The following is a 26,452-nucleotide window of genomic DNA, read 5'->3' on the forward strand; positions in this document are numbered from 1 at the left end:
GCGAACCCGAAGTGAGCATGACCCTGCACGACCTCACGAACCGGTACGGCGGCCACACGGACGCCCGCGTGGTGGAGATCGACGTCTCGGGCAGTCGTCGAGAAATAACGCACAGTGATCTGCACGCCCTGGCAGCCGACCGCGCCGGGCAGTTGACCGCCGCTGGTGTGCGGCGGGGCCACGTCATCGGGATCAAGGCGGGAAACAGCCTCGACTGGCTGGCCTGGGACCTCGCGGCACTGGCCACCGGCGCCCTGCTCAAGGCGTTCCCGGACTCCACGGAGGTGGCCGACCCCTCGGAGTTCGTCGCCCGGCACGGCCTGGCCCTGCTGATCGCGGACGACTCCGTACCGCTCACGGCACTCACCGTGATCCGGCCCGACGGAGTCCCCGGGGAGAACGTGGCGCCGCCGAGTGCTGAGGTGTACGACCGCGAGGACGTGCACAGCCTGGTCTACTCCTCGGGCACATCGGGCCGGCTCAAGGGACTTCAGATCAGCGGAAGCGGCACCGACTACGTCATCAACCGCTTCATCGACAGCTTCCGTCTGACCGCCGCCGACCGGCACCTGATCTTCCTGCCGCTCTCCAACTACCAGCAGCGGCTGTCGGTCTACTGCTGCCTGTGGCTGGGGGCGGATCTGGTGCTCGCCCCCTACCAGCGCGTCTTCCAGACCCTTCGCAAGGAACAGCCGACCTTCCTGATAGGCCCACCCGTCTTCTACGACACCGCGCTGCAGCTCTGTTCCTCAAGCGGCGCGGACATCACCCTGGGCGACTTTCTCGGTGGGCGCATACGCTTCCTGATCACGGGGATGGCGCCGATCCGGCGTGAAACCCTCGAAGGGTACTGGAAACAGGATGTCCGACTCCTTGAGGCGTACGGGCTGACAGAGACCGGCATGGTCGCCTGGAACACCCATGACGCCTACCGCCTCGGCTCCGTCGGCAAGCTGATAGACCCGGACGCGGTGACCTTCCTGGACGACGGGGAGGTGGTCATCAACCGCCCGGCGCCGCTGAGCCGGGGCTACTTCGAGACCGACGAAGGCTCGACGCCCGAAGACTGCTTCCGTTCCGACGGCTCCATCCTGACCGGTGATTACGGGCGGCTGGACGAGGACGGGTACCTCACCCTGATCGGCCGCAAGAAGGACGTCATCGTGCTCGGCAGCGGTCGCAAGGTGCACCCCGCCGAGATCGAGAGTGCGTTCGTCTCCGTCGAGGGCCTCAGCGAGATCATCGTGGTGCCGACTTCGCAGTCGGCCAGGCTCGGCGCGATCATCACCCCGACCGACCCCAAGGACGCCGCCCTGCGCACGCAGCTCCGCAAGCGCGTCGAGGAGGTCAACGGGTCGCTCCCGGCCCACCAGCGCGTGATGTCGATGGTCTTCTCCGAGCGGCCGCTGCGCTCCGACCCCGCCTTCCTGACCGGCAATCTCAAGCTGAGCAGGGCCCGTGCGGCGGAGCACTTCGCCGGCACGCTCTCCGCCGCGCCCGCAGCGGACCCCGTAGCGGACGAGGGGGGCCGGTGAGCGAATCGGCCGAGCCGGCGACCGCCGGACCTGCCGGCAACGGCACGGCGGCCGGGAGTTCCGGCCGGCCGCTCGTCATCGACGCGCAAGTACAGCTCGGCAGCGAACTGGCCATCCCGCGCGCCTTCTTGGAGTACCAGGCCACCAACGTCCACCATCGGCTGACCTCGTACGGCCACCGGGTGCGACCCTCGCGCACCCTGGACCACGTACTCGCCCTCCACCAGGACGACGAGGCCGACAAGCTCGTCGCCGAGATGGACGAGGCGGGCGTCGACCAGGCGTTCCTGGTCGTCCCCGACTTCTCCCAGGTGGCGCGGTGCCGCCTGTCCCGTCCCGAACTCGCGGCCTGGCACGACCGGATCGCCCGTCGCCACCCGGGCCGCTTCCACGTCTTCTGGGGCGTCGACCCGCGAGCCGGCCAGGACGGCGTCGACCTCTTCGAACGCTGCGTGACGGAGTACGGCTTCGCCGGGCTGAAGCTGTATCCGCTGTGCGGCTACTCGCCCAGTGACGCGCGGTTGGACCCGTACTTCGAGATCTGCGCGCACTACGGACTGCCCGTCCTCACCCATACGGGTCCCGGCTGGGGGCCCCTGGACTTCTCCTACGGCAGTCCGCTCCTGCTGGACCGGGCGGCCCGCGACTTCCCCCAGGTCGACTTCATCCTGGGGCACGGCGGGGTCACCCACGTCGACGAGGCGACCTATCTGTGCGCCCACCGGCCCAACGTGCACCTGGACATCAGCCAGTTCCACTCGGTCCTGGCCGCGGACGGCTGGCGGGCGCACCTGAACCGGCTCCTCCGCACGGGGATCTGCCACAAGATCCTCTTCGGTACCTGCTGGCCCTCCTACCGGCTGACGGAGTCGCTCAGCGGCCTGGTCGGCGCGTTCGCCCAGGGCTCTCCCGCCGTCGCCGGACTGCGGGAGCCCGACCGGCGACTGCTGATGAGCGGCAACAGCCTGCGCCTGACCGGCCGCAGGAAGTCCACGGGAACCGCTCCGGGAGAGCCCCACCGCCCACCACCTCAACCACACGACGCCGCAACGACGCCGCAACGACGCACAGGAGTGGCCTGATATGAAGCAGGACAGCGCGGAACTGGAAAAGTCGCTGATCGCATGGGTGGAGGACTGGAACGCCGGGGAGACGCAGACCGTCGTCGACGCGGACACCAATCTCAGCCACACCGGTCTGCTCGACTCCATGGCTTTCGTCGGCCTGATCGCTCACCTGGAGGAACAGTTCGACACGACCTTCGACTTCGCCACCTTCGACCACAGTGACGGCGTCACCGTCCGGGGCATCGTGCAGCACTGCGTCGGATGACCACCATCTACGACGGCCACTGCCATGTGGCATCTACGCGCTTCATCCCCCAGGCGTTCGTCGAGGACGTCGCGGGCAACGTCCACAGCAAGCTCTCCGCGAGGGGCGCGTCGCCGTCGGTCGCCCGCATCGCCCGCGGCTACGCCGACCAGCACCAGGACCACCTGGCCGACGGGCTGGTCGCCGAGATGGACGCCGCCGGGATCGCACGGGCGGTGCTGCTGGTACCGGACTTCAGCCTGCGCATGCCCGGAAGCGTGGCTCCGCCCGAGGCGGCCCGGCTCCACCACGAGATCCGGCAGCGCCACCCCGATCGCTTCTGGGTCTACATCGGGGTCGATCCGCGGCGCGGCCCCGAAGGGGTGCGAGCCTTCGCGCAGATGGTGGACGAGTACGCCCTGGACGGGGTGAAGCTGTATCCGCCATGCGGCTATTCGCCTTCCGACCCGGACCTCTACCCGTACTACGAGATCTGCGCGGCCCTGTCGCTGCCCGTGTTCGTACACACCGGTCCCACGGCGGCGAGCCTGGACTACGAGCCCGCGGACCCGATCAAGACCGACCGGGCGGCACGCGACTTCCCGCAGGTCGACTTCGTCCTGGGGCACGCGGGGCTGACCCACGTGGACACCGGCGGTTACCTCGCGGCATACCGGCCCAACGTGTACCTGGACATCGGCGGGTTCGCCAGCACCCCGACCCTCCGGGACTGGCCGGAGCATCTCAACCGGCTCTTCCGGGCGGGCATCAACCACAAGATCATCTTTGGGACGGACTGGCCGCTGGGCCGCATGGGCGGCGGGCTGAAACGCCTGACCGACGAAATCCTGCACGGACCGACCGTCTTCTCCGGCGTCTCCCGCACCGACCAACGACTCCTCCTGTGCGACAACCTGCTGCGCGTCCTGGCGCCCGGCAGCCGCCCCGCTCCGCAGACGTCGGCCGCACCGCACAACGGGGCCGCCGACGTCGCCGGCTGACGACACGACGGACCGTGGACACCCCGCCCGCCGCAACCTGGAACAGACCGGGCCGCCGTACCTGGAACAGAGACCTGGAACCGACCGGCCGCGGGATTCGCCGGACGAACAAGTGAGGAACTGAGCAATGGCAATCACCGGACCGGAAAGCGTACCGGCGTGCCACCGGCACGCGGCCGACGGTACGGCCGTAACAGACCTGTTCGAGGCTCAGGCGCTGCGCCATCCTCGTCGCACGGCGGTCAACTACGGCAGCGACAGCGTCGACTACGCCGCACTCGACGCACGTGCCAACCGGCTGGCACGCGTCCTGATCCGGCGCGGCGCGGGACCCGAACAGCTCATCGCCCTCGCCCTGCCGCGCTCGATCGACCTCGTCGTGGCCATTCTCGCGGTCCTCAAGTCCGGCGCCGCCTACCTCCCGCTGGACCTGCACCACCCCGAGGAACGGCTGGAGAGCATTCTGCGGGACGCCCGCCCGCTGCTCCTGCTCAGCCTCGACCCCCTCGACCTGCGCGCCGCGACGCCACGACTCGTGCTCTCCACCCCGCAGACCGCCGCGGAGCTGGCGGAACAGGACGCGACCGCCCCCACCGACGTGGACCGCACCGCCCCCCTGGGTCCGGACACGGCCGCGTACGTCATCTACACCTCGGGATCCACCGGCCGGCCCAAGGGGGTCGTGGTCAGCCACCGGAACGTGGTCCGCCTCTTCACCCACAGCGCGTCCCACTTCCACTTCACCGAACAGGACGTGTGGACCCTCTTCCACTCCTACGCCTTCGACGTGTCGGTCTGGGAGATGTGGGGTGCCCTCCTGCACGGCGGAAGACTGGTCGTCGTCCCCTACGACATCAGCCGCACACCCGACCGCTTCCTCACCCTGCTCGCCGAGGAACGCGTCACGGTCCTCAGCCAGACCCCGTCGGCCTTCTACCCCCTGATCCAGGCCGACCGGGACCGGCCAGCGCAAGGAGACCGGCTCGTCCTGCGCGCCGTCGTGTTCGGCGGCGAGCCACTCGACTTCGGGAAGCTGGCCGCCTGGTACGAGCGCCACGCCGACGACGCACCGGTCCTGGTCAACATGTACGGCATCACCGAGACCACCGTCCACGTCACCTACACGGCGCTCACCAGGGACGACACCATCGGCCGGCCCGCCAGCAGGATCGGCACCGCACTCACCGACCTGTCCACCCACGTCCTCGACGAGGCCCTGCGCCCCGTACCGGCCGGAGTCCCCGGCGAGCTGTACGTCGCCGGGCCCGGCGTCGCACGCTGCTACCTGAACCGGCCCGCCCTCACCGCGGGACGCTTCGTCGCCGCCCCCTTCGGGCCGCCGGGCAGCCGCATGTACCGCAGCGGTGACGTGGCGCGCTGGAACGACCAAGGCGCACTGGAGTTCCTCGGCCGCGCGGACCAGCAGGTCAAGATCCGCGGCTTCCGCATCGAGCCGGGCGAGATCGAGTCGGTCCTCACCACCCACCCCGCCGTGAGCCAGGCAGCCGTCGTCGTCCGCGAGGACCGCCCCGGCGACCAGCGCCTGACCGCCTACGCCGTCACCGCCCCCCGGACCGGCGAGGCACCCGATGACACGGCCGCCGAGCAGGTCGGCGACTGGGCGAAGGTGTTCGACTCCCAGTACGCGCGCACGCGCTCCGCCCCTACCCCCGCCTTCGGCGAGGACTTCTCCGGCTGGCACGACAGTTACCTCGACGGCGCGTCCCTGCCCGCACCCCACATGCGGGAATGGCGCGACGAAACCGTCCGCCGCATTCGTGCCCTGCACCCCGAGCGCGTCCTGGAGATCGGCGTCGGCACCGGCCTGCTGCTGTCGCGGCTGGCTCCCGGCTGCCAGGAGTACTGGGGCACAGACGTCTCCCAGCAAGCCGTGGACCTGTTGCGCCGCGAAGTGGCGGCGCGGCCCGCCCTGGCCCCGCGGATCCGGCTGAGCCGTCGGGCGGCCGACACCGTCGGTGAGCTGCCCGCCGGCCACTTCGACGTCGTCGTCCTCAACTCCGTCCTGCAGTACTTCCCGGACTCCGGCTATCTCCACGACGTGCTGACGCAGGCCCTCGCGCTGCTCGCACCCGGCGGGGCCCTCTTCGTCGGCGACGTTCGTGACGCGCGCTCCCTGCGCTGCTTCACCACCGCCGTGGAGCTGCACCGCGCCGCTGCGGACGACGACACGGCCAGGCTGCGCCTGGCCGTGGAACGCGCCCTGACGCTGGAGGAGGAACTGCTTCTGGCGCCCGACTACTTCCACGCCTTCGCCCGTCGGCAGCCGTCGGTCGGCGCGGTCGACATACAGGTGCGCCGCGGCCGCCACCACAACGAGATGACCCGCTACCGCTACGACGCCGTGCTGCACAAGACGACGACACCGCCCCTACCCGGCCCGCACGACGCGACCCTCCGGATGCGTAGGCCCGACATCGAGGACACCCCGGCCGCCCTCACGAAGTACCTGCGCGAGCACCGCCCCGCGAACCTGCGGATGTCCGCGATCCCCAACCGGCGAACGACCCAGGAGGCCGCGGCCGCCCGGGCCCTCGACGAGGGAGCGACCCCGGCCGAGGCACTGAACCTCCTGTCAGCCGCACCGCACGGGGTCGAGCCCGACGAGCTGTACGCACTCGGTGCGGAACTCGGCTACCAGGTGGCGGTCGCACCGTCGCCGACGGACGTGGACGCGGTCGACGTCCTCTTCTCCCGTGCCGGCGCCACCCCGCAGGCGTACGAGCCCGCCGACGACCTGGGCGCACCGGCCGCGTACGCCACCACTCCGGCAGCGGCGCGCCACGGCAGGCGACTGACCGCCGCACTGCGCGCGTACCTGCGCGAACGGCTGCCCGACTACATGGTGCCGACGGCGATCGTGCTCCTGGAGCGGCTGCCCCTGACGGTCAACGGCAAGCTCGACCGGGCGGCGCTGCCCGCCCCGGCCGTCGAGGCCGGCTCCGGCCGCCCCGCGCGCACAGACCTCGAACGCGAGCTGTGCGAGCTGTTCGGCGAGATACTCGGCGTCGCGGACGTCGGCATCGACGACGACTTCTTCGCCCTCGGTGGTCACTCCCTGCTGGCCACCCGCCTCGTGGCGCGGGTACGTGCCGCGCGGGGCACCGAACTCCCCATCCGCGCACTCTTCGACAGCCCCACCGTCGCCCAGCTGGCCGACCGGATCCAGGACCGCGGGTTCGACACCGACGCCCGTCCCGCGCTGCGGCAGGCCGACCGCCCCAGCACGCTGCCGCTGTCCTTCGCCCAGCGCCGCCTGTGGTTCCTGCACCACCTGGAAGGACAGAGCCGGGCGTACCACGTGCCCTGGCTGCTCCGGCTGACCGGCGAACTGGACACCGGCGCGCTCCGCGCAGCCCTCCAGGACCTCATCGCCCGCCACGAAGTCCTGCGCACGGTCTTCCCCGACCAGGACGGCGAGCCCTGCCAGCGGATCCTCGACCCGGCGGACGCCCCCGCGGCCATGCCCGTACGGCGCGTCACCGACGACGCGCTGACCACCGCCCTCGACGAGGCGATCGACCAGCCCTTCGACCTCGCTGGTGGCATGCCGCTGCGCGCCCACCTCTTCTCCCTCGGCCCGCACCGGCACGTACTGCTGCTCCTGATCCATCACATCGCCTGCGACGGCTGGTCCTTCGCCCCGTTGGCCGAGGACCTGATGGCGGCATACGAGGTCCACGCCGGGGCCGTGCCCGAGGCCGCTGCCACGCCCCCCGTCCCGGCCGGGACACCCGCCGACGCCCAGGCCGACGACGCCCATGCCGACGAACGGCCCGGGCCGCCCGTGCAGTACGCCGACTACACGCTGTGGCAGCGTGACCTGCTCGGCGACCCCGGCGACCCGGCAGGCCGGCTGGCCCGCCAACTCGCCTACTGGCGGCAAGAGCTCAGCGGTCTGCCCGCGGAACTGGACCTCCCTTCGGACCGCCCGCGCCCCGCGGACCCCACGTACCGGGGCGCGACGGTGCCGGTCGCCTGGGACGCGGAACTCCACCGCGCCCTGGCCGACCAGGCCCACCACAGCGGCACCAGCCTCTTCATGGCGCTGCAGGCCGCCCTGGCCGCCCTGTTGACCCGGATGGGCGCGGGACACGACATACCCATCGGCTCACCCGTCGCCGGACGCACCGACCAGGCCCTGGACCGGTCCGTCGGATTCTTCGTCAACACCCTCGTCCTGCGGACGGACACCTCTGGCTCCCCGAGCTTCCGGGAACTGCTCCACCGCACACGCGACACCGCGCTGGGCGCGTACGCACACCAGGACGTGCCCTTCGAGTACCTCGTCGAGGACCTCAACCCGGCCCGCGCCATCGGCCGCCATCCGCTCTTCCAGGTGTCCCTGGCCCTGCAGAACGCTCCCGAACCCCGCTGGACCACCCCCGGGCTGCAGATCGACAGCGAGCTCCTGCACCCCGGGGCAGCCCGCTTCGACCTGCTGCTCAACCTCACCGAGCAGCAGACGGCGGACGGCGAACCGGATGGGCTGACCGGATTCCTCGAGTACAGCACCGACCTGTTCGACCGGGACACCGTCCTCGGCCTGGTCGCCCGGCTGACCCTCCTGCTCACCAGGGCGGTGGCCGCTCCGGACACGCCCGTCGAGGCCCTGGACGTCCTGACCCCCGAGGAGCACCACCAGCTGCTGGCGGAACGCACGCGCACCGACCGCCCCCGGCCCGCCACCACCCTGCCCGCCCTCTTCCATGACCAGGTCGTCCGCACCCCGGACGCGACGGCCGTGATCTGCGACGGCGACCGTCTCACCTACGCCCGGCTGGACGCCGGTGCCGACCGGCTCGCCAGGCGGCTGAGCGCCGCCGGAGCGGGACCCGAGCGGCTCGTGGCCCTGGCCCTGCCCCGGTCGGCTGACATGGTGGTGGCCGTACTGGCCGTACTGAAGACCGGCGCCGCCTACCTTCCCCTGGACCCGCGCCACCCCGCAGGGCGCATCGCCCTGGTCCTGGACGACGCGACCCCGGTCTGCGCGGTCGCCACGGACGAGACCTCCGCACTGCTTCCCGACGGCCTTCCCGTGCTCCGCGTCGACGGCCCGGCCGATGACGGCCTGGCCGACGACCGCCTCGCCGGCCACGACCGGCCGCAGGCACCGCTCCCGGGCAACACCGCGTACGTGATCTACACATCCGGGACGAGCGGCCGCCCCAAGGGCGTAGCGGTCCCGCACTCCGCTGCCGTGAACCTCGCGCTCTGGGCCCGCGGCACCTTCGGGCGAGAGGGGCTCTCCCATGTCCTGGCCGCCACCTCCCTGACCTTCGACGTCTCCGTCTTCGAGATCCTGTGCCCCCTGCTGTGCGGCGGCAGCATCGAGATCGTCCGTGATGTGCTGGCGGTGGCGGAACGCCCGGCAGGACGTTGGACGGGCAGTCTGATCAGCGCAGTGCCCTCGGCCGTGTCCAACCTCGTCGGACACCACGACGTGGACCTCAAGGCGGAGACCGTCGTACTGGCAGGCGAGGCTCTGCCCGCCCATGTCGTCGCGGAACTGCGGACCGCCGTCCCCGGCGCCCGAATCGCCAACATCTACGGGCCGACGGAAACGACCGTCTACGCCACGGCCTGGCTGGGCGAGGACTGCGGCCACCGCACTCCGCCCATCGGCCGCCCCCTCGACAACACTCGCGTCCATGTGCTGAACCGGCACCTCCAGCCCGTTCCGCCCGGTGTGGCAGGTGATTTGTACATCGCGGGCGCCGGACTTGCACACGGATACCTCGGCCGCCCCGTGCTGACCGCGGAGCGCTTCGTCGCCGATCCCTTCGGCGGCCCGGGAGAGCGGATGTACCGCACCGGCGATCTGGTCCGCCGCCACCGGGACGGCTGCCTGGAGTTCATCGGACGGACGGACGACCAGGTCAAGATCCGTGGATTCCGTATTGAACCGGATGAGGTGGCGGCCGCCCTGACCGGCCACCCCGGCGTCGGCCAAGCGGCCGTGACCGTACGGGAGGACCGGCCGGGCGACAGGAAGCTGGTCGCGTACTACGTGCCGAGCCGCGGCACGCGGGACGCGGTAGCTCTCCGCTCGGCGCCCCAGCAGGAGGAACTGCGCACGTACCTGGAGCGGACCGTGCCCGCATACATGCTCCCCGCCGCGTTCGTCGAGCTGGACCGGCTGCCCCTGAACACGAACGGCAAACTCGACCGCCGCGCCCTGCCCGCACCGGACACCGCGGGACACGGGGCGGGGCGGGCCCCGCGCACGCCGGACGAGAAGGCACTGTGCGACCTGTTCGAGCAGGTTCTCGGGGTGCCGCGGGTCAGCATCGACGACAGCTTCTTCGACCTCGGCGGGCACTCCCTGCTCGCCACCGAACTGGTCGCTCGCATACGGGCCGACCTCGATGCGAGCATCCGCGTCCGGGCCCTCTTCGAAGCGCCCACCGTGGCCTCACTCGCCGCGCGCCTGCACGCGGAGGCGTAGACGCACAGAGACACAGACGCGCCATTCCCGACCCCGGGAGACAAGGAGGCAGAACCGTGCCGAACCCCTTCGAGGACCCGACGGGATCGTTCCTCGCCCTGGTCAACCACGAGGGCCAGCACTCGCTTTGGCCTGCGTCCGCCGAGGTGCCGGCGGGCTGGCACGCCGTGTTCGGCCCGGACAGCCGCGCGGCCACCCTGGAACACGTGGAGCGCACCTGGACCGACATGCGTCCCGCGTCCCTCCACAGCGACGGTCTGCCGGACGGGGAGCGGCAATGACGAAGCACGCCTCGTTCCCGGTCCTGACGACGCTGACCGACCCGGCGGACGCGGAAGCGGACATCGTGGTCATGCCGTTCGGTGGTGGCGGACCGTCGGTCTTTCTGCCGTGGGCACGGCGGATACCGGCGGCTTGGAGGCTTTCCGCCGTGTGCCTCCCCGGGCGTGGACAGCGCTTCGTGGAGCACCCGCACACCGACACGGCAACGGCCGCGCAGGAGGTGGCCGCAGCCGTGCGGTCCTGCCTGGGCGGCACCGGCCGCCCCCTGGTCTACCTCGGCCACAGTCTGGGTTCTCTGCTCGCCCTGGACGTCGCCGCTCTGGTCGAGCCCGACCTGCTGTGCGTGGCGGGCTGTTCCCCTCCGCACCCGAGCACACCCCAGGACCACAGTCGGCTCGGCCCCGCCGAACTGGAGCGCACCACCCGGGCGTTCAGTACGTCCCTGGGCCCGGCCGACCCGGCGCTGCTGGAGGAGATCATCGAGCTCACCACCCCGATCCTGCGGGCCGACTTGGAGCTGTACGACGGCCACCTGCCGCCCGCCGCACCCCTGTCCTGCGACATCGTCTCCTACTACGGGGACCAGGACGACGTGCCCGCACTCGCCTGGAAGCAACACACCACGGGGCGGGCGGCAGTCGTACGGATGCCCGGCGACCACTACTTCGTCCAGCGGTCGCCGGGCCCCTTGGTCGCAGATCTGGAACACCGGCTGAGCGCCGTCCGGTCCGTCCGATCCATTCAATCCGCCCGGTCCCCGGGCTCCCGTCACGAGGTGGAGGCACCCGCATCATGAAGTACGCCAACTTGGGACGCTCGGGGCTGGTCGTCGGACGCCTCGGTCTGGGCACCATGAACTTCGGCCCCCACACACCGGAGCCCGAGGCGCACTCCATCATGAACCTGGCCCTGGAGAAGGGCGTGAACCTCTTCGACACCGCCAACACCTACGGCGCGCAGATGGGCGAGGGGATCACCGAGCAGATCATCGGCAACTGGCTCACCGAGGATCGGGCACGTCGCGACCAGATCGTTCTGGCCACCAAGGTCTACGGAATGATGGGCCTCAAGCCCAACTCCGGCCGGCTGTCCGCCTTCCACGTCAGGAAGGCGTGCGAGGACTCGCTGCGCCGGCTCCGGACCGACCACATCGACCTGCTGCAGGTGCACCACATCGACCGGACCACACCGTGGGAGGAGACCTGGCAGGCACTGGACCTGCTGGTCGCCCAGGGAAAGGTCACCTACGTCGGCACCTCCAACTTCGCCGGATGGCACCTGACCAGGGCACAGGAGCATGCCCGTCACCTCAACACACCCGGCCCGGTCAGCGAGCAGTCCGTCTACAACCTCCTGGAGCGCACCGTCGAGCTGGAAGTGCTTCCCGCCTGCCGCGACTACGGCATCGGCCTGCTCCCGTACAGCCCGCTGCACGGCGGTCTGCTGGGCGGAGCGGTGCGCCGCGGCACTGCTGACGGCCGCGCGGCGGAGCCCAGATCGGGCAAGCAGCTGGAGCGGCACCGCGAGCGGATCGCGGCGTACGAGAAGTGGTGCGCCGACCTCGGTCTGCCGCCCGCCCAAGTGGCCCTGGCCTGGCTGTTGCACCAGCCGGGGGTCACCGCGCCGATCCTGGGGCCACGCGTGGCCGAGCAGCTCGACCAGGGCCTCGCAGCGCTGAAGATCTCCCTGGAGAGGAGCCAGCTCAAGGAGCTCGACGCGCTCTTCCCCGGACCCGGCGGGCCCGCCCCGGAGGCGTACGCCTGGTGAGAGGGCCCGACGGGGCGCCGCCCGTCGGTATCAGCGGTGCTCGGCGGGGCTGCTGTCCACCGTCCGGCCGGATTCGGCCGGACGGGCCTGCTCCACGGGCGGCAGCATCCGCTCGGTGAGCAGTGCCGCGAACGCGGCGACGGTCAGCAGCCCGCCCACCAGGAACGTGGCCCGCACGTCCCAGGCGGGCAGGATGAGGCCGCCGAGCAGCGCCCCGCCCGCGACCCCGGCGTTGTAGGCACCGGAGTTGGCCGCCAGGGCGATTTCGGTACGGCCGGGAGCGAAGCGCAGCATCTGGTTCTGCGTGGCCATGAACACCGGGCCGAGCGAGCCGCCCAGCAGCGCCAGGCACGCGACGGCTCCGGTCTGGGCGGTACCGAACGCGTACAGGCCCAGCATGCCGGCCGCCTGGGTGGCCACCGGAACGGCCAGCGTGCCGCGCGGGCAGCGGTCCAGGAGCGGCCCCACGATCGCCACACCGACCACGCCCGCGATGCCGGAGACCATCAGCAGAGCACTGACGGAGGTGTCGGAGAAACCGCTCACGTCACCCAGGAACTTCACGAGGTACGTATAGCCGGCGAACGCGCCCGTGACGGACAGGGCGGTGGTCACCAGCACGATCCTGAACCGCCGCTTGTCGGGTGCCGAACCGTAGGCCGCGTGCCCCTCCTCCGGACGGGACGTCGGGAGCAGAACAGCGATCGTGACGAGGGAGACCAGCCCCAGCCCGGCCAGCACGACGAGCGGGACCTGCCACGCGCTCTGCTGGCCCAGCCACGTACCGAGCGGGACACCCAGCACCAGGGCCAGCGAACCCGCCACGGACAGCACCCCGATCACCCGCCCCCGGACAGCCGGTGGGAACATGCCGACCGCCACCGGCCCCATCACCGCCCAGAACAGCGCCTGGGCGAGCGCGGTCACCAGCCGGGCGGCCATCAGCAGCCAGTAGCTGGAACCCAGCGCCGAGATCAGGCTGGACAGGACGAGCGCGCCCAGCAGCACGGTGAGCACATGGCGGCGCGGCATGGACCGGGTGGCGTGCGCGAGGGGCAGGGACACCAGGGCGACGGTCAGCCCGTAGGCGGTGACCAGATAGCCCACCGCCGAGAGTGACACCTGCACGTCGGCCGAGATGAGCTTGAGCAGCCCGATCGGCAGGTTCTCCGTGGTGTTGAAAGTGAACGCGGCCAGCATCAGGGCCGCGAGCACGGCCAGCCTGTGCCAGCGAGCCGGCGGTGCCGTTGCCATGCAGCCTCTCCCCGCTTGCCTGCGTCGATCACACTCCCATTGAACTTACCCACAACTCATCTGCCTCGTGCGCCGCTTGAGACCACATTGGCCGAGAAGGCCATGCCGCCGGGCGGGCAGGCGGGTCCGAGCTCGCGAAGGGTGGCTCGAATTCCTTCCCCGCCGCCAGGCCCCAGGTGTATTGAGCACGAGCGTTCTCGACGCTCGTCGGGCGGACCCTCAACTCTTGACGGCCTCTGCGATCCGCAGGGCGGCCTGGGCGGGCGTGAGGTGTGTGGTGTCGACGACCTCGGCCTCGTCGTGCAGCCACGTGCGGGCTGCCTCGGCGTAGGGCTCGAGGTATTTGAGACGGAAGGGGGAGGGACCGAGGAAGGTGTCCCCCTCGATGCGCCCGCGGAGGGTGTCCTGGTCGGCGTGGAGGACGAAGTGCCGTACCGGAATGGCATGTTGGGCGAGGCCCGCGCTGATCTCGCGCCAGTACTGCTCGACCAGGACAGTCATGGGCATCACCAGAGTGCCGCCGGTGTAGTCGAGTACGCGGCGGGCGGTCTCGACCACGAGCGGCCGCCACGGCGGCCAGTGCTGGAAGTTGTCCGTCCCTGGCAGCCCCGGCGTGATGTCCATGAGTGTCTCGCCGACCTTCTCGGCGTCGAACACCCGTGAATCCGGGATCAGTTGCTGCACGAGTGCACTGGTCGTCGTCTTGCCTGCGCCGTGGGTGCCGTTGAGCCATACGATCATGGGACCCAACGCTAGCGCTGTGCGGGCCGCGGGAACGGGCGCAGCACAAAGAGTCGTACCCGGGCGGTCGCGGTTCGCGGACTGCCTCGGCTGCGGCGACCTGGGCGAGATCGCGGCGCACGATCGTGCCGAACACGACGCCCCACTCGCCGCGGTACGTGGGCGTCGGCCAACCAGCGTTCTGGTTGGCCGACGCACCTCGCATGGGGCGGAGGTGGTGCCGCGTTCCCACGTCGAGCCCGGGTTGAGGGCGAAGCCCTACGTCATGCCCGGCCCTTTGCCGCCACGTAGACGGTGTTGGTCGCGGTCCCGCCCTGCAGCGTGTTGTCGAACTCCACGACATGGGCTTCGGCTCCGGTGAAGACGTCCCCGAGCGCGGAGACGAACTCCTCGTCCGGCGGGTCGTTCGACCACAGGGCGAAGACGCCGCCGGGGTGGAGGCAGCCGGCCAGGGCCCGCAGTCCGGCAGGGCGGTAGAGCGCCGCGTGCCGGGGATGCAGCACATGGCGCGGCGAGTGGTCCACGTCCAGCAGGATCGCGTCGAAGCGGCGGTCCGGCTCCTGCGGATCGAGGCAGGAGTCTGCGACCAGTGCGAAGAAGTCGCCGTGGACCAGGCGGCAGCGGGGGTCGGACACCAGGCCACTGCCCAGTGGTACCAGTCCCCGCTCGTGCCACTCGATCACCTCGGCGAGGGCGTCGACCACGACGAGCGATCGCACGCGCGGGTCGTCCAGGGCCGCCCTGGCGGTGTATCCGAGGCCGAGCCCGCCCACCGCGACGTCCAGTTCGCCACCCGTCGCCCCGGCCAGACCGAGCCGGGTGAGCGCGATCTCGCCCGCCGTGAAGAGGCTGGACATGAGGAACTCGTCACCGAGCTTCACCTCGTGCACATCGACGCCCGACGCCGGGTCCCGGCGACGTCGCAGGCTGATGTCACCCATGGGTGTCGGGCGCCAGTCGATCTCCTGGAAACGCACGCTCATCCGTTCACCTTTCGGTTCTCCTCTTGCGGCCGGTCAGGCGTCGATGACGACGGGGATGATGAGCGGCTTGCGACGGTGGGTACGAAATGCCCAGGCTGCGACGGCGCGGGCGATGAGCTGTTCCAGCTGGTGCGCGTCCCCGACGCCCTCCTCGGCGGCCTTGGCCAGGGTCTTCTCGATCACGGGGATGACCGGCTCGAAGGTCGTGTCGTCGTGGACGAAGCCCCGGGCCAGGAAGTCCGGGGGCTCCGCGAGGGCGCCCGTGCCGGAGTCGACGATCGCCACCACGGTGACGACGCCTTCCTCGGCGAGGGTGACACGATCCTTCAGGGAGGCTTCGGTGGCGCCGCCGACGGTCATGCCGTCCACGTAGACGTTGCCGGCGGGTACCTTGCCGGTGATCGAAGCACGTCCCTTGACGAGGTCGACGACGACCCCGTCCTCGGCGAGGATGACCCGGTCGGGGTCGACGCCGGTACGGATGGCCAGGTCACCGTTGGCGCGCAGATGGCGCCACTCGCCGTGCACCGGCATGACATGGCGGGGCTTGACGATGTTGTAGCAGTAGACGAGCTCTCCGGCGCTGGCGTGTCCGGAGACATGCACCTTCGCGTTGCCCTTGTGCACGACATTGGCGCCCCACCGGGTCAGTCCGTTGATCACCCGGTAGATCGCGTTCTCATTGCCCGGGATCAGGGAGCTGGCGAGCAGGACGGTGTCGCCCTTGCCGATGCGGATCATGTGGTCGCGGTTGGCCATGCGGGAGAGAGCGGCCATCGGTTCGCCCTGCGAGCCGGTGCAGATGAGGGTGATCTTGTGGTCCGGCAGCTTCTCGAGTTCCTTGGTGCTGACCACCAGACCGGAGGGAATCTTGAGATAGCCCAGTTCCCGGGCGATGCCCATGTTCCGGACCATCGACCTGCCCACGAAGGCGACCTTGCGTCCGTGCTGGTGAGCGGCGTCCAGTACCTGCTGGATCCGGTGCACATGGCTGGCGAAACTGGAGACGATGACCCGGCGTGGCGCGGTGCGCAGGACCTGTTCGATCGCGGGGTTCAGCTCGCGCTCGGATGTGGTGAAGCCCGGCACCTCGGCGTTGGTCGAGTCGGTGAGGAACAGGTCGACCCCTTCCTCGCCGAGCCGGGCGAAGGCGCGCAGATCGGTGATGCGGTCGTCCAGCGGGAACTGGTCCATCTTGAAGTCACCGGTGTGCAGGACCATGCCCGCGCCGGTACGGATCGCGACCGCGAGTCCGTCGGGGATGGAGTGGTTGACCGCGATGAACTCGCAGTCGAAGGGCCCGAAGCTCCGTCGGTCGCCTTCGCGCACCCGGACCGTACGCGGCCTGATGCCGTGCTCCTTGAGCTTGGCCTCCAGGAACGCCAGCGTCAGCTTCGAGCCGACGACGGGAATGTCCGCCCGCTCACGCAGCAGGTAGGGCACGCCGCCGATGTGGTCCTCGTGGCCGTGGGTCAGCACGACAGCCACGATGTCGTCCAGGCGGTCCCGGATCGAGGTGAAGTCCGGCAGGATGACATCGACCCCGGGCTGGCTCTCCTCGGGGAACAGCACGCCGCAGTCGACGATCAGCAATTTGCCCGCGTGCTCGAAGACCGTCATGTTGCGGCCGATCTCACCCAGGCCGCCCAGGGCGACGACCCTGAGCCCTCCCTTGGGCAACGGCGGGGCAGTTTTCAGCTCTGGATGGGGATGACTCATACCCTGACGCTACCGGAGGGTACCCAGCAAACCGACGGCGCGTGATCAATGCCGTCACACCTGTCCGACGGGTTGGCGTAACAACGGAATCCCTCCGGCCGCTGTACGCCGACGAGGCTGACGGCCACGCGCGTACCTGCTGGCGAGCGCGTACCCCTCGGGAGGGCGCCGGACCGGGCCGGAACAGGACAGCGGTGACCGGGCGGGGCGCAATGCGGCATCGCGCCCCCGCCGGCTTCTAGGCTCGGTGCGTGACGGAGAACGAGATCAAGCTCAAGGCCATCGCAGCGCTGACCGCCCTGCGGGGCGGGGTCGACGAGGGCCTTGTGTCGGACCTGCTCGGCGAGGTGACTCCCGGGCAGTTCGCCGTGCCGGCGGGGGCGAGCACGGAAGAAGTCACCCTGGCGGTGCTCGGCCAGCTCTCCGAGCCGCTGAGCGCACTGGTCAACGGCTTCATCCTCGCCTTCGGGACCCTCGCCGACGCCTACGACCGGGCGGTCGCCGAGCCGGGAACCGAACTGATCCTCCAGGAGCTGGCGCTTCGCCTGGCGCGTGACAGCTTCGAGTGAGGGCGAGGACCTGGCAGGAGCCGCGCGCGGGGCGGGGTCGCTTCACCCGCTTGCCGCTCTCCCGCTTCCCGCTAATGTCGATATATAGGTCATTTGCGCGTCCCTCGTTGCCGCGTCAGCCGGCGAAGGGGAGGCGTCGCGCGAAAGGAGCCTCTCATGACCCGTACATTGCGGGGCGCGATAGCCCTGGCCGGAGCGGCGGCCCTGTCGCTGGGTGCCGTGGCGACGACCGGTGCGGCAGCACCTGATGCGGCGCCCGCGGCGGCGCAAGAGGTGAAGATCGGACTGTTGCTGCCGGAGAGCAAGACCACGCGGTACGAGAAGTTCGACCGACCGTACATCGAACAGAAGATCAAGGAGCTGGCGCCCGGGGCCCAGATCGACTACTACAACGCGGCCGAGAGCGCCAGCACGCAGCAGCAGCAGGTCAACACCGCCCTGGCCAAGGGTGATCAAGTGCTCATCCTGGATGCCGTGGACGCGAAGTCGATCCAGTCCTCGGTGCAGAAGGCACGCGACGCCGGCGTGAAGGTCGTGGCATACGACCGTCTCGCCCAGGGCCCCGTCGACGCCTACGTCTCGTACGACAACCGCAAGGTCGGCGAACTGCAGGGCAAGGCCCTGCTGGACGCGCTCGGTGACAAGGCCGGGAGCGGGCAGATCGTGATGCACAACGGTTCCCCGACCGACCCGAACGCCGCCGAGTTCAAGGAAGGCGCGCACTCCGTCCTCGACGGCAAGGTGAAGATCGGCAAGGAGTACGACACCCCGAACTGGGACCCGAACAACGCCAACCAGCAGATGTCGGGTGCCATCAGCGCACTGGGCAAGGGCAACATCGTCGGCGTCTACTCCGCCAACGACGGACTGGCCGCCGGCATCGCCACCGCCCTGAAGTCCGCCGGCATGAACGTGCCGCTGACCGGCCAGGACGCCCAGCTCGACGCGATCCAGCGGATCCTTCTCGGGACGCAGACGATCACGGTCGAGAAGCCGTACAAGCCGGAGGCCGATGCCGCCGCCACGATGGCGGTCAACCTCGCCGAGGGCAAGGAGATCCCCTCCTCCCTGACCCGCACCACCGTCACCAGCGGCAGCGGCGAGAAGGTTCCGTCCACCCTGCTGACCCCGGTCGTGGTCAACAAGGACAACATCAAGGACACCGTCGTCAAGGACGGCCTGTACACGGTCAAGGAGATCTGCACTCCCACCTACGCCGACGCCTGCAAGGAGGCAGGACTCCAGTAACCGCGAAGCGGCTGAGGCGGGGGAGAGGCGCGGCCCGCGCGAGCGGGCGAGCGGAAGAGGCGGTTCCATTGCTGGAAGCACCTGTGCTCACACTGCGGGGCATCTCCAAACGGTTCGGTGCGGTCCAGGCGCTTTCGAAGTTCGACCTGGACGTCCATCCCGGTGAGGTCGTCGCCCTGGTCGGCGACAACGGCGCCGGCAAATCCACCGCGGTCAAGGCGATCGCCGGGGTGAACCCGCCGGACGAGGGCGTCATCGAGTGGGAGGGTCGCCGGGTCACCGTCAACCGTCCCCACGACGCCCAGAACCTCGGGATCGCCACCGTCTACCAGGACCTGGCGCTCTGCGACAACCTCGACGTGGTCGGCAATCTGTTCCTCGGCCGTGAGATCACCCGGTTCGGTGTGCTCGACGAGGTCCGCATGGACAAGCGCTCGCGCGAACTGCTCGACACGCTGTCCATCCGCATTCCCAGCGTCCGTATCCCCGTCGCCTCCCTCTCCGGCGGTCAGCGCCAGACGGTCGCGATCGCCCGCTCGCTGATCGGCGAACCAAAAGTCGTCATCCTGGACGAGCCCACGGCCGCCCTGGGAGTGGAGCAGACCGCCCAGGTCCTCGACCTCGTCGAGCGGCTCCGTGAACGTGGCCTCGGGACGATCCTGATCAGCCACAACATGGTGGACGTGATGGCGGTCGCCGACCGGATCGCCGTCATGCGCCTCGGCCGGAACAACGGCTTCTTCGACCGGCGCACCACCACCACCGAAGAGATCATCTCGGCCATCACCGGTGCCACCGACAGCGCTGTCACCCGCCGCGAGGCCCGAAAGCGGGAGGAGGAGTCATGAGGCGCGACAGAGGCCCGGACGACTCCGCGGGGCAGGAACCGGCGCGCGACGCCATGCCCGCCGTCGACACCCGGCTGCTCGTCCGTGAGGAGGGCGTCAAGGGGTATCTCGGGGAGTTCCGGCGCAGGCTGCGGAGCGGCGAGCTGGGCTCGATTCCCGTCGTCATCGCCGTGATCATCATCTGGACGGTCTTCGGCAGCCTGAACAGCACGTTCCTCTCGGCGCAGAACCTCTCCGACCTCAGCCAGCAGATCGTCGGCACCGGCATGATCGCCGTCGGGATCGTCTTCGTCCTGCTGCTCGGCGAGATCGACCTCTCCGTCGGCTCGGTGAGCGGCCTCTGCGCCGCCATCTTCGCGGTGCTCAACGTGCTGAACGGCATGAACGAGTGGCTGGCGCTCCTGCTCGCCGTGGGGGGCGGAGCGGCCGTCGGACTCATCCAGGGCTTCTTCTTCGCCCGGGTCGGTGTGCCGGCCTTCGTGGTCACCCTCGCGGGCAACCTTGCCTGGAACGGGCTGATGCTGCAGGTGCTGGGGGCCAGCGGCACGGTCAACATCCCCAGCGAGAGCATCGTCGCCAAGCTCTACTCGACCGTCTTCAGCAGTCCGGCGGCCGGTTACGTGACAGCTGCCGTGGGAGTCGGGCTGTTTCTCGCGTCGTCCCTCATGGACGCCGGGCGCCGCCGGGCCGCCGGAGTGCCGTTCCGGCCGGTCGCCGAGATCGTGCTGCGTACGGTGGTCCTGGCTGCCATCGCGTTCACCACGGCCTACATCCTCAACCAGTACCAGGGCCTTCCGCTGGCGCTCCTGATCTTCCTGATCCTCCTCGTGGTCCTGGACTTCGTCCTGCGCCGCACCACGTACGGCCGGCAGATCTTCGCCGTCGGCGGCAACATCGAGGGTGCGCGCCGTGCCGGTATCAGCGTGTCGATGATCCGTATGACCGTCTTCTCGATCGCCGGCGCGATGGCAGCGGTCGGCGGTATCTTCCTGGCCGGACAGATCCAGTCCGCGAGCCAGACCTCGGGCGGCGGCAACCTCCTCATGAACGTGATCGCCGCGGCCGTCATCGGCGGCACGAGTCTGTTCGGCGGGCGTGGTTCGGTCTGGTCGGCACTGCTCGGTGCCCTGGTGATCGGGTCGATCCAGTCCGGCATGAACATCATGGGCGTCAGCAACGCCGTCCAGTTCATGATCACGGGTGCGGTCCTGCTGGCCGCCGTGGTCGTCGACTCGCTGTCCCGCAGGAGCCAGAAGGCGGCGGGCCGCGCCTGAGCCTCGACGTCGCGCCCGCCCACACTGGTCGAGCGCAACGCCACTCACACTGGTCGAGCGCAAAGGGGCCGCGCTGGGCGATGACCGTGGCCCTGGTGCCCCACGGCGGCAGAGGCGGCCGGCCACGGGAGGCCGCCCCGGCGCCTCGGCACCCGCTGGTAAACTGCAGGCACGCTTCGACACCGCCGGGGCCCGTACCGAGGGGTACGGGCCCCGGTGCGTTCCGGGCGCCAGAGTGAGGAAGGTTGCCCATGAACGCCAAGCCGCCGGTCGCCGGGTCCCGTGCCGGAAAGCCTCAGTGGGCGACAGCTCCGGAGGGTGAACTCGCGACGCCGGAGACGACGGCCCCGGGCCTGCCGCCGGCCGAGTCCTTCGACGCACTCGGGCTGCCGCCCGTGCTGACGGAGACGATGACCGGCCTCGGGGTGAGGGAACCTTTCCCGATCCAGGCGGCGACCCTCCCCAACGCGCTGGCCGGCCGCGACGTCCTCGGTCGCGCCCGGACCGGGTCCGGCAAGACGCTTGCCTTCGGGCTTGCGCTGCTGGTCCGTACGGCAGGCGTGCGAGCCGAGTCGAAGCGGCCGCTCGCCCTGGTCCTGGTGCCGACCCGGGAACTCGCGCAGCAGGTGAGCGACGCCCTGGCCCCGTACGCACAGGCGCTGAACGTGCGCATGGCAACGGTGGTCGGCGGGCTGTCGATGAACCGGCAGTCGGCGCTGCTGCGGACCGGCGTCGAGGTGGTCGTCGCGACGCCGGGGCGGCTGGCCGACCTGGTGTCGAGACGGCACTGTCACCTGAATGAGGTGCGGATCACGGTGCTGGACGAAGCGGACCAGATGTGCGACCTGGGGTTCCTGCCGCAGGTCTCGGAAGTCCTGGACCAGGTCCGCCCGGACGGGCAGCGGCTGCTGTTCTCGGCCACGCTCGACCGCAACGTCGACCAGTTGGTGCGGAGCTACCTGCACGAGCCGGTACTCGCCTCGCTCGACCGTGTGGCGGGCGCGGTCACCACGATGGAACACCATGTGCTGAACATCCACGCCGCCGACAAGTACGCGACCGCGACCGAGATCGCCGCGCGGGACGGCCGGGTCCTGATGTTCCTGGACACCAAGGCCGGTGTGGACCAGTTCACCCGTCACCTGCGGGCCAGCGGTGTGCGGGCTGCCGCCCTGCACAGCGGGAAGTCGCAGCCGCAGCGCACACACACGCTCGCCCAGTTCAGGGACGGTGAGATCACCGTGCTGGTGGCCACCAACGTGGCGGCGCGAGGCATTCACATCGACGCGCTCGACCTCGTCGTCAACGTCGACCCGCCCGCCGACGCGAAGGACTACCTGCACCGCGGCGGGCGCACGGCACGCGCGGGGGAGTCCGGGAACGTGGTCACGCTGGTCACCCCCAACCAGCGACGGGACGTGAACCGGATCATGACCGACGCCCGGATCCGGCCGACCGTCACACAGGTGCACTCCGGTGAGGAGAAGCTGACCGCCATCACCGGGGCGAAGCGCCCGCCGATCGAGGGCAAGGGCAGCGGCAACGCCCCCTTCCGTGGCATGGGCACTCGTCCGGGCCGCCCGAAGGAGACCCGCAAGACGGCCGAGGCCCGCAAGACGGCGGAAGCACGCGCGGCGGCCCGGGTGCGCAAGAGCCGCTGACGCGGCCGGACCTGCCGGAGCGGCGGTCTGCGCGCCCGGCGTCGCTGGGCAGCACAGGGTGCGTCTGCAGAGCGACGGCGGCGACGGCAACGACAGTCACGACGTTCCCGATTCGTGATCGCCGCTCCGAGCGGAAGCGCTGAGCCGGGAGGCAGCCGGATACCTGGCTCCGGAAGTGGTTCCCGGCGGCGGATTCCGGAGGACCGAGCGCCCTGTCCTGTGATGCAGCCGCACCCCGTGTGCTTCGCACACCTGCGGATCACACGGGGTGCGGCTGCATCCCTTACCCGGCGGCGGACGGCCCCGGTCCCCGGGGCTGGTTGATGGAGGCCGTCAGGAGGTGGGAGTCGAGCAGGGAGACGTCTGCCGTGCGGTCGGCCCGTGCGTAGCCTGCCAGCATGCGTTTGGTCAGGACGAGGGCCTCGGGAGCGCGCCGGACGAGCGGTCTCGTCCAGGCATCGACGACCTCGTCCAGCCGGTCGAGCGGGGCGGTCCTGTGGAGGAGGCCGAGCCGGTGGGCGGTGGCCGCGTCGAAGACGTCACAGGTGAGCATGAGTTCGCGAACGCGGGCGGCGCCCACCTCGGAGACCAGACGGCCCATCGCGCCTCCCCAGGCAGGGGGCAGTCCGACGCCGACCTCCGGCATGCGGAAGCGACAGGTGTCCGCTCCCGCGCGCAGGTCGCAGAACGAGGCCAGCGCGAGCCCCGCGCCGATCACCCGGCCGTGGAGCAGGGCGATGGTGACCGCATGGGTGTTCTCCAGGGCCTGGCACAGGCGGTGGGCCTTGTCCGCGATGCGCCGCAGTCCGGCCCCGCTCGGGTCCGCGACGAGGGCCGCCCGGTACTCGGTCCGGTCGGCGCCCAGACAGAAGTCCGTGCCCAGGGACGACAGGGTCAGGACGCGGATGTCCGGGCGGTCGTGGAGATCATCGAGCACGAGGAGGAGATCGTCGAGGACGGCGACGCCCAGTGTGTCGTCCTCCTCCCACGGGTTGAGGCGGACATGGAGTACGGGGCCGTCCTGGTCGACGCGTATCGCCTTGCCGGAGGGCCGGGTGAGGGGGTGCGTTGTGTCGGTCATGCGAGGGCGACATCCAAGTTCAGCAGGCGCCGGAACGCCACCCGGGGCGCCATCGACGGGCGGCGCACGAGGGTGAGTCGGGGGAGGCGCCGAATGAGTTGACGGAGGAGTATCTGGGCCTCCAGCCGGGCCAGCGGCGCGCCGAGGCAGTAGTGGATGCCTCCGCTGAAGGCGAGGTGAGCGGGTTTGCGCAGGGGGTCGAACCGGTGGGGGTCACTGTGCCTGGCCGGGTCCCGGTGGGCGGCTCCCACCATGAGGTGGACCATTTCGTCCTTGCGTATCTCCATTCCGCCCAGGACGCAGTCCTGGCCCGCGACCCTGCTGATGACATGGGTGGGCGGGTCGTAGCGCAACGTTTCTTCTACGAACCCGGGCACCAGATCGGGGTGGTCGGCGACCATGTCCCAGCGCTCCGGGCTCTCGACGAGCAGAAGCGTCATGGTCGTCAGGAGTGTCGCGGTGGTTTCCAGGGCGGCCAGGAGTACGAACAGGACCAGGAAGTAGACCGCCTCGTCGGCCTTGTCGCGGTCGGCTTCCATGGAGTCCCACGTCTGTATCCAGCGGGACACGGGGTCCTCACCGGGGTGGGCGCGCCGGTCCGCCACCAGGGCCGTGAAGTAGGTGCGCAGTTCGGCCGTGGCCGCGTCCGATCCGGCCAGCTGGCTTGCCGAGGGCAGCAGTTCCTGGGTGAAGACCTGGTCGTGGGTGAGCTCCCGCAGGCGAGGCCAGTCGGCGGCCGGGATGCCGAGCCAGTCGCCGATCGTGGCGACCGGCAGTTGCTCGCCAACCAGGGCCGCGAAGTCCGCCTCCCCCTCGCGCACCTGCTCCGACAGGGAGTCCAGGAGCTGATCCGTCGTCCGGCTCACGGTCCGGCCGATCTGCTCCACGGCGCCCCGGTCGAAGGTGCCGGCCGCCCGGCGCGCCCGTGTGTGGTCCGGGGGGTTGAGCGCGGCCAGCGTGTTGCTCATCTCCCGCGAGGAGGAGGCGTTCCAGCGCGTGCCCGATCCCTGGCGCTCGCGCCACCGCTTGTCGGGTTCCAACCAGTCACGGCTGCGCAGCACCTGGTCGCAGACGGCGAAGCTCGACACGACGGAGCCGCCCCAGGGGGCGGGGATGACATCCCCCCTCGCCAGCAGCTCCTCGTATATCGGGAAGGGATCGGCCTGCCCCCTTGCCGTCCGTAGACGAGAGAAGAGGGAGGCGGACGCCCTGCGGTCATACGACGGGGTTGTGACAACTCCCATGTGGCGGCTCCTTTCCGAGAACCAGCCGCCATGCATACCCACAAGATCGTTGAAGCATCCAGTAACACAGGTGCCTCAGAGAGTTACTTACGTCACTCTCCCCTCGTCCACGCCAGGAATCGGCTGAACATGCCCCCCTTGTGCTGCGGCGCCGCGGTGGTCGGCGGCTGGGACGACCGGGCGGCGGAGCGCTGTTCGGCGGGTGCCTGGGGAGCCTGGGCCTGCGCATGGGCGGGCTCGGCGCCCGACGACACCGTGCGCGGGGTGAAGCGGACCGGCAGGGTCACCAGCGAACGGCTCCACGGAGTCGGCGCCCACGCCAGCGTCTTGAACGGAACGCGCATCTCGACGTCGGGCAGCCGGTTGAGAAGGGTCTCGACGGCGGTGACCGCGATCATGAACGCCGGGTCCTTGGCGGGGCACGCGTGCGGGCCCGCGCCGAAGGCCAGGTGCGCCTTGGCGCTGAGCTGCTGGCGGTGCTCGGTCAGCTTCGGGTCGGTGTTGGCCGCGGCGAAGGACACCAGGACCGGATCGTTGGCCCGGAGCAGCCTGCCGCCGAGTTCGACGTCGTGGGCCGGGTAGTGGGCCGCGTAGTTGGCGATCGGCGCGTAGTTCCACAGGGTCTGGGCGATGGCGTCCTCGACCGGGAGTCCGCTCTGCCATTCCTCGCCGAGGTACAGCGCGCTGCTGGTTCCGATGGCGGCGGTCAGAGGTGCCGTCCCGCCGGAGAGCAGGGTCACGAGCTGGTGCAGCACCTCCTCGTCGCTCAGCTGCGCAGGGTGTTCCATCAGACGCGTCGTCAGGTCCGCCGCCGGGCGGCGCCGCTTGAGGGCGATCAGCTCGGTGAGCGCACCTCCCAGCACCTCGTCGGCCCCGGGAGTGCCCTCGAAGATGCCGCTGATCCCGGCGATCACGCGGTCACCGATCTCGGGCGGGCAGCCGAACAGGTCGCTGAACACCAGCAGCGGCAGCGGCTGCGCGTACTCCGACATCAGCTCCGCCTGGCCGCGGGGCTCGGAACTGAAGCGGCTGATCAGGTAGTCGGCCGACTGCTGCGTCTGCCTGACGAGCTGGAGCTCGTTGACCGTGGCGAGGCTGTCCGTGACCGCCTGGCGCAGCCGGGCATGCGCGGCACCGTCACTGAAGAGCGCGTTGGGGCGGTAACTCATCATCGGCAGGGCCGGGCTGTCCGCGGGGACGCGCCCCTCGTTCAGCGCGTTCCAGCGGCGGGAGTCGCGGACGAAGGACGCGGGGTTCTGCAGGACGTACAAGGCGGCGTCATAGCTGGTGATCAGTTCCACCTGGACATCCGGAGCGATGTCCACGGGGGAGCTCGGGCCGAACGAACGCAGATGCGCGTAGTGGCCGTCGGGGTCGGCTCCGAACGAGGGGCCGTACAGCTGGACGTTCCCGTGTGCGGGGCATCCGGGCGGTATCTCCTGGGCGTCAAGCGGCTGTTGCATTCCGG

Annotated in this window: 20 protein-coding genes; 13 read left to right on the top strand and 7 right to left on the bottom strand. The window is 70.3% G+C overall.

What is annotated here, in order from left to right:
* The first annotated feature begins 17 nt into the window (after window positions 1-17).
* The 8 genes from ACFWSK_RS00260 to ACFWSK_RS00295 all read left to right on the top strand — a co-directional run bounded on the left by ACFWSK_RS00260 (window position 18) and on the right by ACFWSK_RS00295 (window position 12,362).
* Window positions 18-1,535 carry an AMP-binding protein gene (locus ACFWSK_RS00260; RefSeq protein WP_383780760.1) on the top strand — a complete coding sequence of 506 codons (1,518 nt, stop codon included), beginning with the start codon at window positions 18-20 and terminating at the stop codon, window positions 1,533-1,535.
* A complete protein-coding gene (locus ACFWSK_RS00265; RefSeq protein ID WP_383779790.1) occupies window positions 1,532-2,617 on the top strand; it encodes an amidohydrolase family protein in 1,086 nt (361 codons plus the stop codon). Before ACFWSK_RS00260 ends, ACFWSK_RS00265 begins: the two co-directional genes overlap by 4 nt.
* A 1-nt stretch (window position 2,618) precedes the next feature.
* A complete protein-coding gene (locus tag ACFWSK_RS00270; protein ID WP_383779792.1) occupies window positions 2,619-2,867 on the top strand; it encodes a phosphopantetheine-binding protein in 249 nt (82 codons plus the stop codon).
* Window positions 2,864-3,847, top strand: coding sequence for an amidohydrolase family protein (locus tag ACFWSK_RS00275; protein ID WP_383779795.1), 984 nt, complete (start codon window positions 2,864-2,866; stop codon window positions 3,845-3,847). Before ACFWSK_RS00270 ends, ACFWSK_RS00275 begins: the two co-directional genes overlap by 4 nt.
* A gap of 127 nt (window positions 3,848-3,974) precedes the next feature.
* Window positions 3,975-10,313 (top strand): amino acid adenylation domain-containing protein, encoded by a 6,339-nt coding sequence (locus tag ACFWSK_RS00280; RefSeq protein WP_383779797.1) that lies wholly within the window; start codon window positions 3,975-3,977, stop codon window positions 10,311-10,313.
* A gap of 56 nt (window positions 10,314-10,369) precedes the next feature.
* Window positions 10,370-10,594 (top strand): MbtH family protein, encoded by a 225-nt coding sequence (locus ACFWSK_RS00285; protein ID WP_383779799.1) that lies wholly within the window; start codon window positions 10,370-10,372, stop codon window positions 10,592-10,594.
* Window positions 10,591-11,391, top strand: coding sequence for a thioesterase II family protein (locus ACFWSK_RS00290; RefSeq protein ID WP_383779802.1), 801 nt, complete (start codon window positions 10,591-10,593; stop codon window positions 11,389-11,391). Before ACFWSK_RS00285 ends, ACFWSK_RS00290 begins: the two co-directional genes overlap by 4 nt.
* Window positions 11,388-12,362: an aldo/keto reductase gene (locus ACFWSK_RS00295; RefSeq protein ID WP_383779804.1), complete on the top strand. Its 975-nt coding sequence runs from the start codon at window positions 11,388-11,390 to the stop codon at window positions 12,360-12,362. Before ACFWSK_RS00290 ends, ACFWSK_RS00295 begins: the two co-directional genes overlap by 4 nt.
* 30 nt (window positions 12,363-12,392) lie before the next feature.
* On the opposite strand, the gene ACFWSK_RS00300 is transcribed toward ACFWSK_RS00295, so the two are convergent.
* The 4 genes from ACFWSK_RS00300 to ACFWSK_RS00315 form a co-directional block, all read right to left on the bottom strand.
* Window positions 12,393-13,616, bottom strand: a complete 1,224-nt coding sequence (locus ACFWSK_RS00300) for an MFS transporter (RefSeq protein WP_383779807.1) — start codon at window positions 13,614-13,616, stop codon at window positions 12,393-12,395.
* A gap of 219 nt (window positions 13,617-13,835) precedes the next feature.
* The gene (locus ACFWSK_RS00305) at window positions 13,836-14,357 is read right to left on the bottom strand and encodes an ATP-binding protein (protein WP_383779810.1); all 522 of its coding nucleotides are present in this window, start codon (window positions 14,355-14,357) and stop codon (window positions 13,836-13,838) included.
* Between the two features lie 263 nt (window positions 14,358-14,620).
* Window positions 14,621-15,340 (bottom strand): spermidine synthase, encoded by a 720-nt coding sequence (locus ACFWSK_RS00310; protein ID WP_383779813.1) that lies wholly within the window; start codon window positions 15,338-15,340, stop codon window positions 14,621-14,623.
* Between the two features lie 33 nt (window positions 15,341-15,373).
* Window positions 15,374-17,059 (bottom strand): ribonuclease J, encoded by a 1,686-nt coding sequence (locus ACFWSK_RS00315; RefSeq protein ID WP_383779816.1) that lies wholly within the window; start codon window positions 17,057-17,059, stop codon window positions 15,374-15,376.
* Between the two features lie 251 nt (window positions 17,060-17,310).
* On the opposite strand from ACFWSK_RS00315, the gene ACFWSK_RS00320 reads away from it, so the two are divergent.
* From ACFWSK_RS00320 to ACFWSK_RS00340, 5 genes are all read left to right on the top strand, one after another.
* On the top strand, window positions 17,311-17,628 hold the full coding sequence (locus ACFWSK_RS00320) for a hypothetical protein (protein ID WP_383779819.1): 318 nt from the start codon (window positions 17,311-17,313) through the stop codon (window positions 17,626-17,628).
* Between the two features lie 156 nt (window positions 17,629-17,784).
* Window positions 17,785-18,876, top strand: coding sequence for a sugar ABC transporter substrate-binding protein (locus tag ACFWSK_RS00325; protein WP_383779821.1), 1,092 nt, complete (start codon window positions 17,785-17,787; stop codon window positions 18,874-18,876).
* Between the two features lie 68 nt (window positions 18,877-18,944).
* Window positions 18,945-19,724: an ATP-binding cassette domain-containing protein gene (locus tag ACFWSK_RS00330; protein ID WP_383779824.1), complete on the top strand. Its 780-nt coding sequence runs from the start codon at window positions 18,945-18,947 to the stop codon at window positions 19,722-19,724.
* A complete protein-coding gene (locus ACFWSK_RS00335) occupies window positions 19,721-20,998 on the top strand; it encodes a sugar ABC transporter permease (RefSeq protein ID WP_383779827.1) in 1,278 nt (425 codons plus the stop codon). Before ACFWSK_RS00330 ends, ACFWSK_RS00335 begins: the two co-directional genes overlap by 4 nt.
* A gap of 251 nt (window positions 20,999-21,249) precedes the next feature.
* A complete protein-coding gene (locus ACFWSK_RS00340) occupies window positions 21,250-22,659 on the top strand; it encodes a DEAD/DEAH box helicase (RefSeq protein ID WP_383779830.1) in 1,410 nt (469 codons plus the stop codon).
* 283 nt (window positions 22,660-22,942) lie between these two features.
* Here the strand turns inward: ACFWSK_RS00340 and ACFWSK_RS00345 are convergent, their stop codons facing one another.
* The 3 genes from ACFWSK_RS00345 to ACFWSK_RS00355 all read right to left on the bottom strand — a co-directional run bounded on the left by ACFWSK_RS00345 (window position 22,943) and on the right by ACFWSK_RS00355 (window position 26,447).
* Entirely contained in the window at window positions 22,943-23,740 is a 798-nt protein-coding gene (locus ACFWSK_RS00345; protein WP_383779833.1) for an enoyl-CoA hydratase/isomerase family protein, read from the bottom strand.
* Window positions 23,737-24,984 carry a cytochrome P450 gene (locus tag ACFWSK_RS00350; protein ID WP_383779837.1) on the bottom strand — a complete coding sequence of 416 codons (1,248 nt, stop codon included), beginning with the start codon at window positions 24,982-24,984 and terminating at the stop codon, window positions 23,737-23,739. Before ACFWSK_RS00350 ends, ACFWSK_RS00345 begins: the two co-directional genes overlap by 4 nt.
* Before the next feature lie 92 nt (window positions 24,985-25,076).
* Window positions 25,077-26,447, bottom strand: coding sequence for a cytochrome P450 (locus ACFWSK_RS00355; RefSeq protein ID WP_383779839.1), 1,371 nt, complete (start codon window positions 26,445-26,447; stop codon window positions 25,077-25,079).
* Window positions 26,448-26,452: the final 5 nt, after the last annotated feature.

The organism is Streptomyces sp. NPDC058620 (assembly GCF_042717135.1).
Lineage (GTDB): Bacteria > Actinomycetota > Actinomycetes > Streptomycetales > Streptomycetaceae > Streptomyces.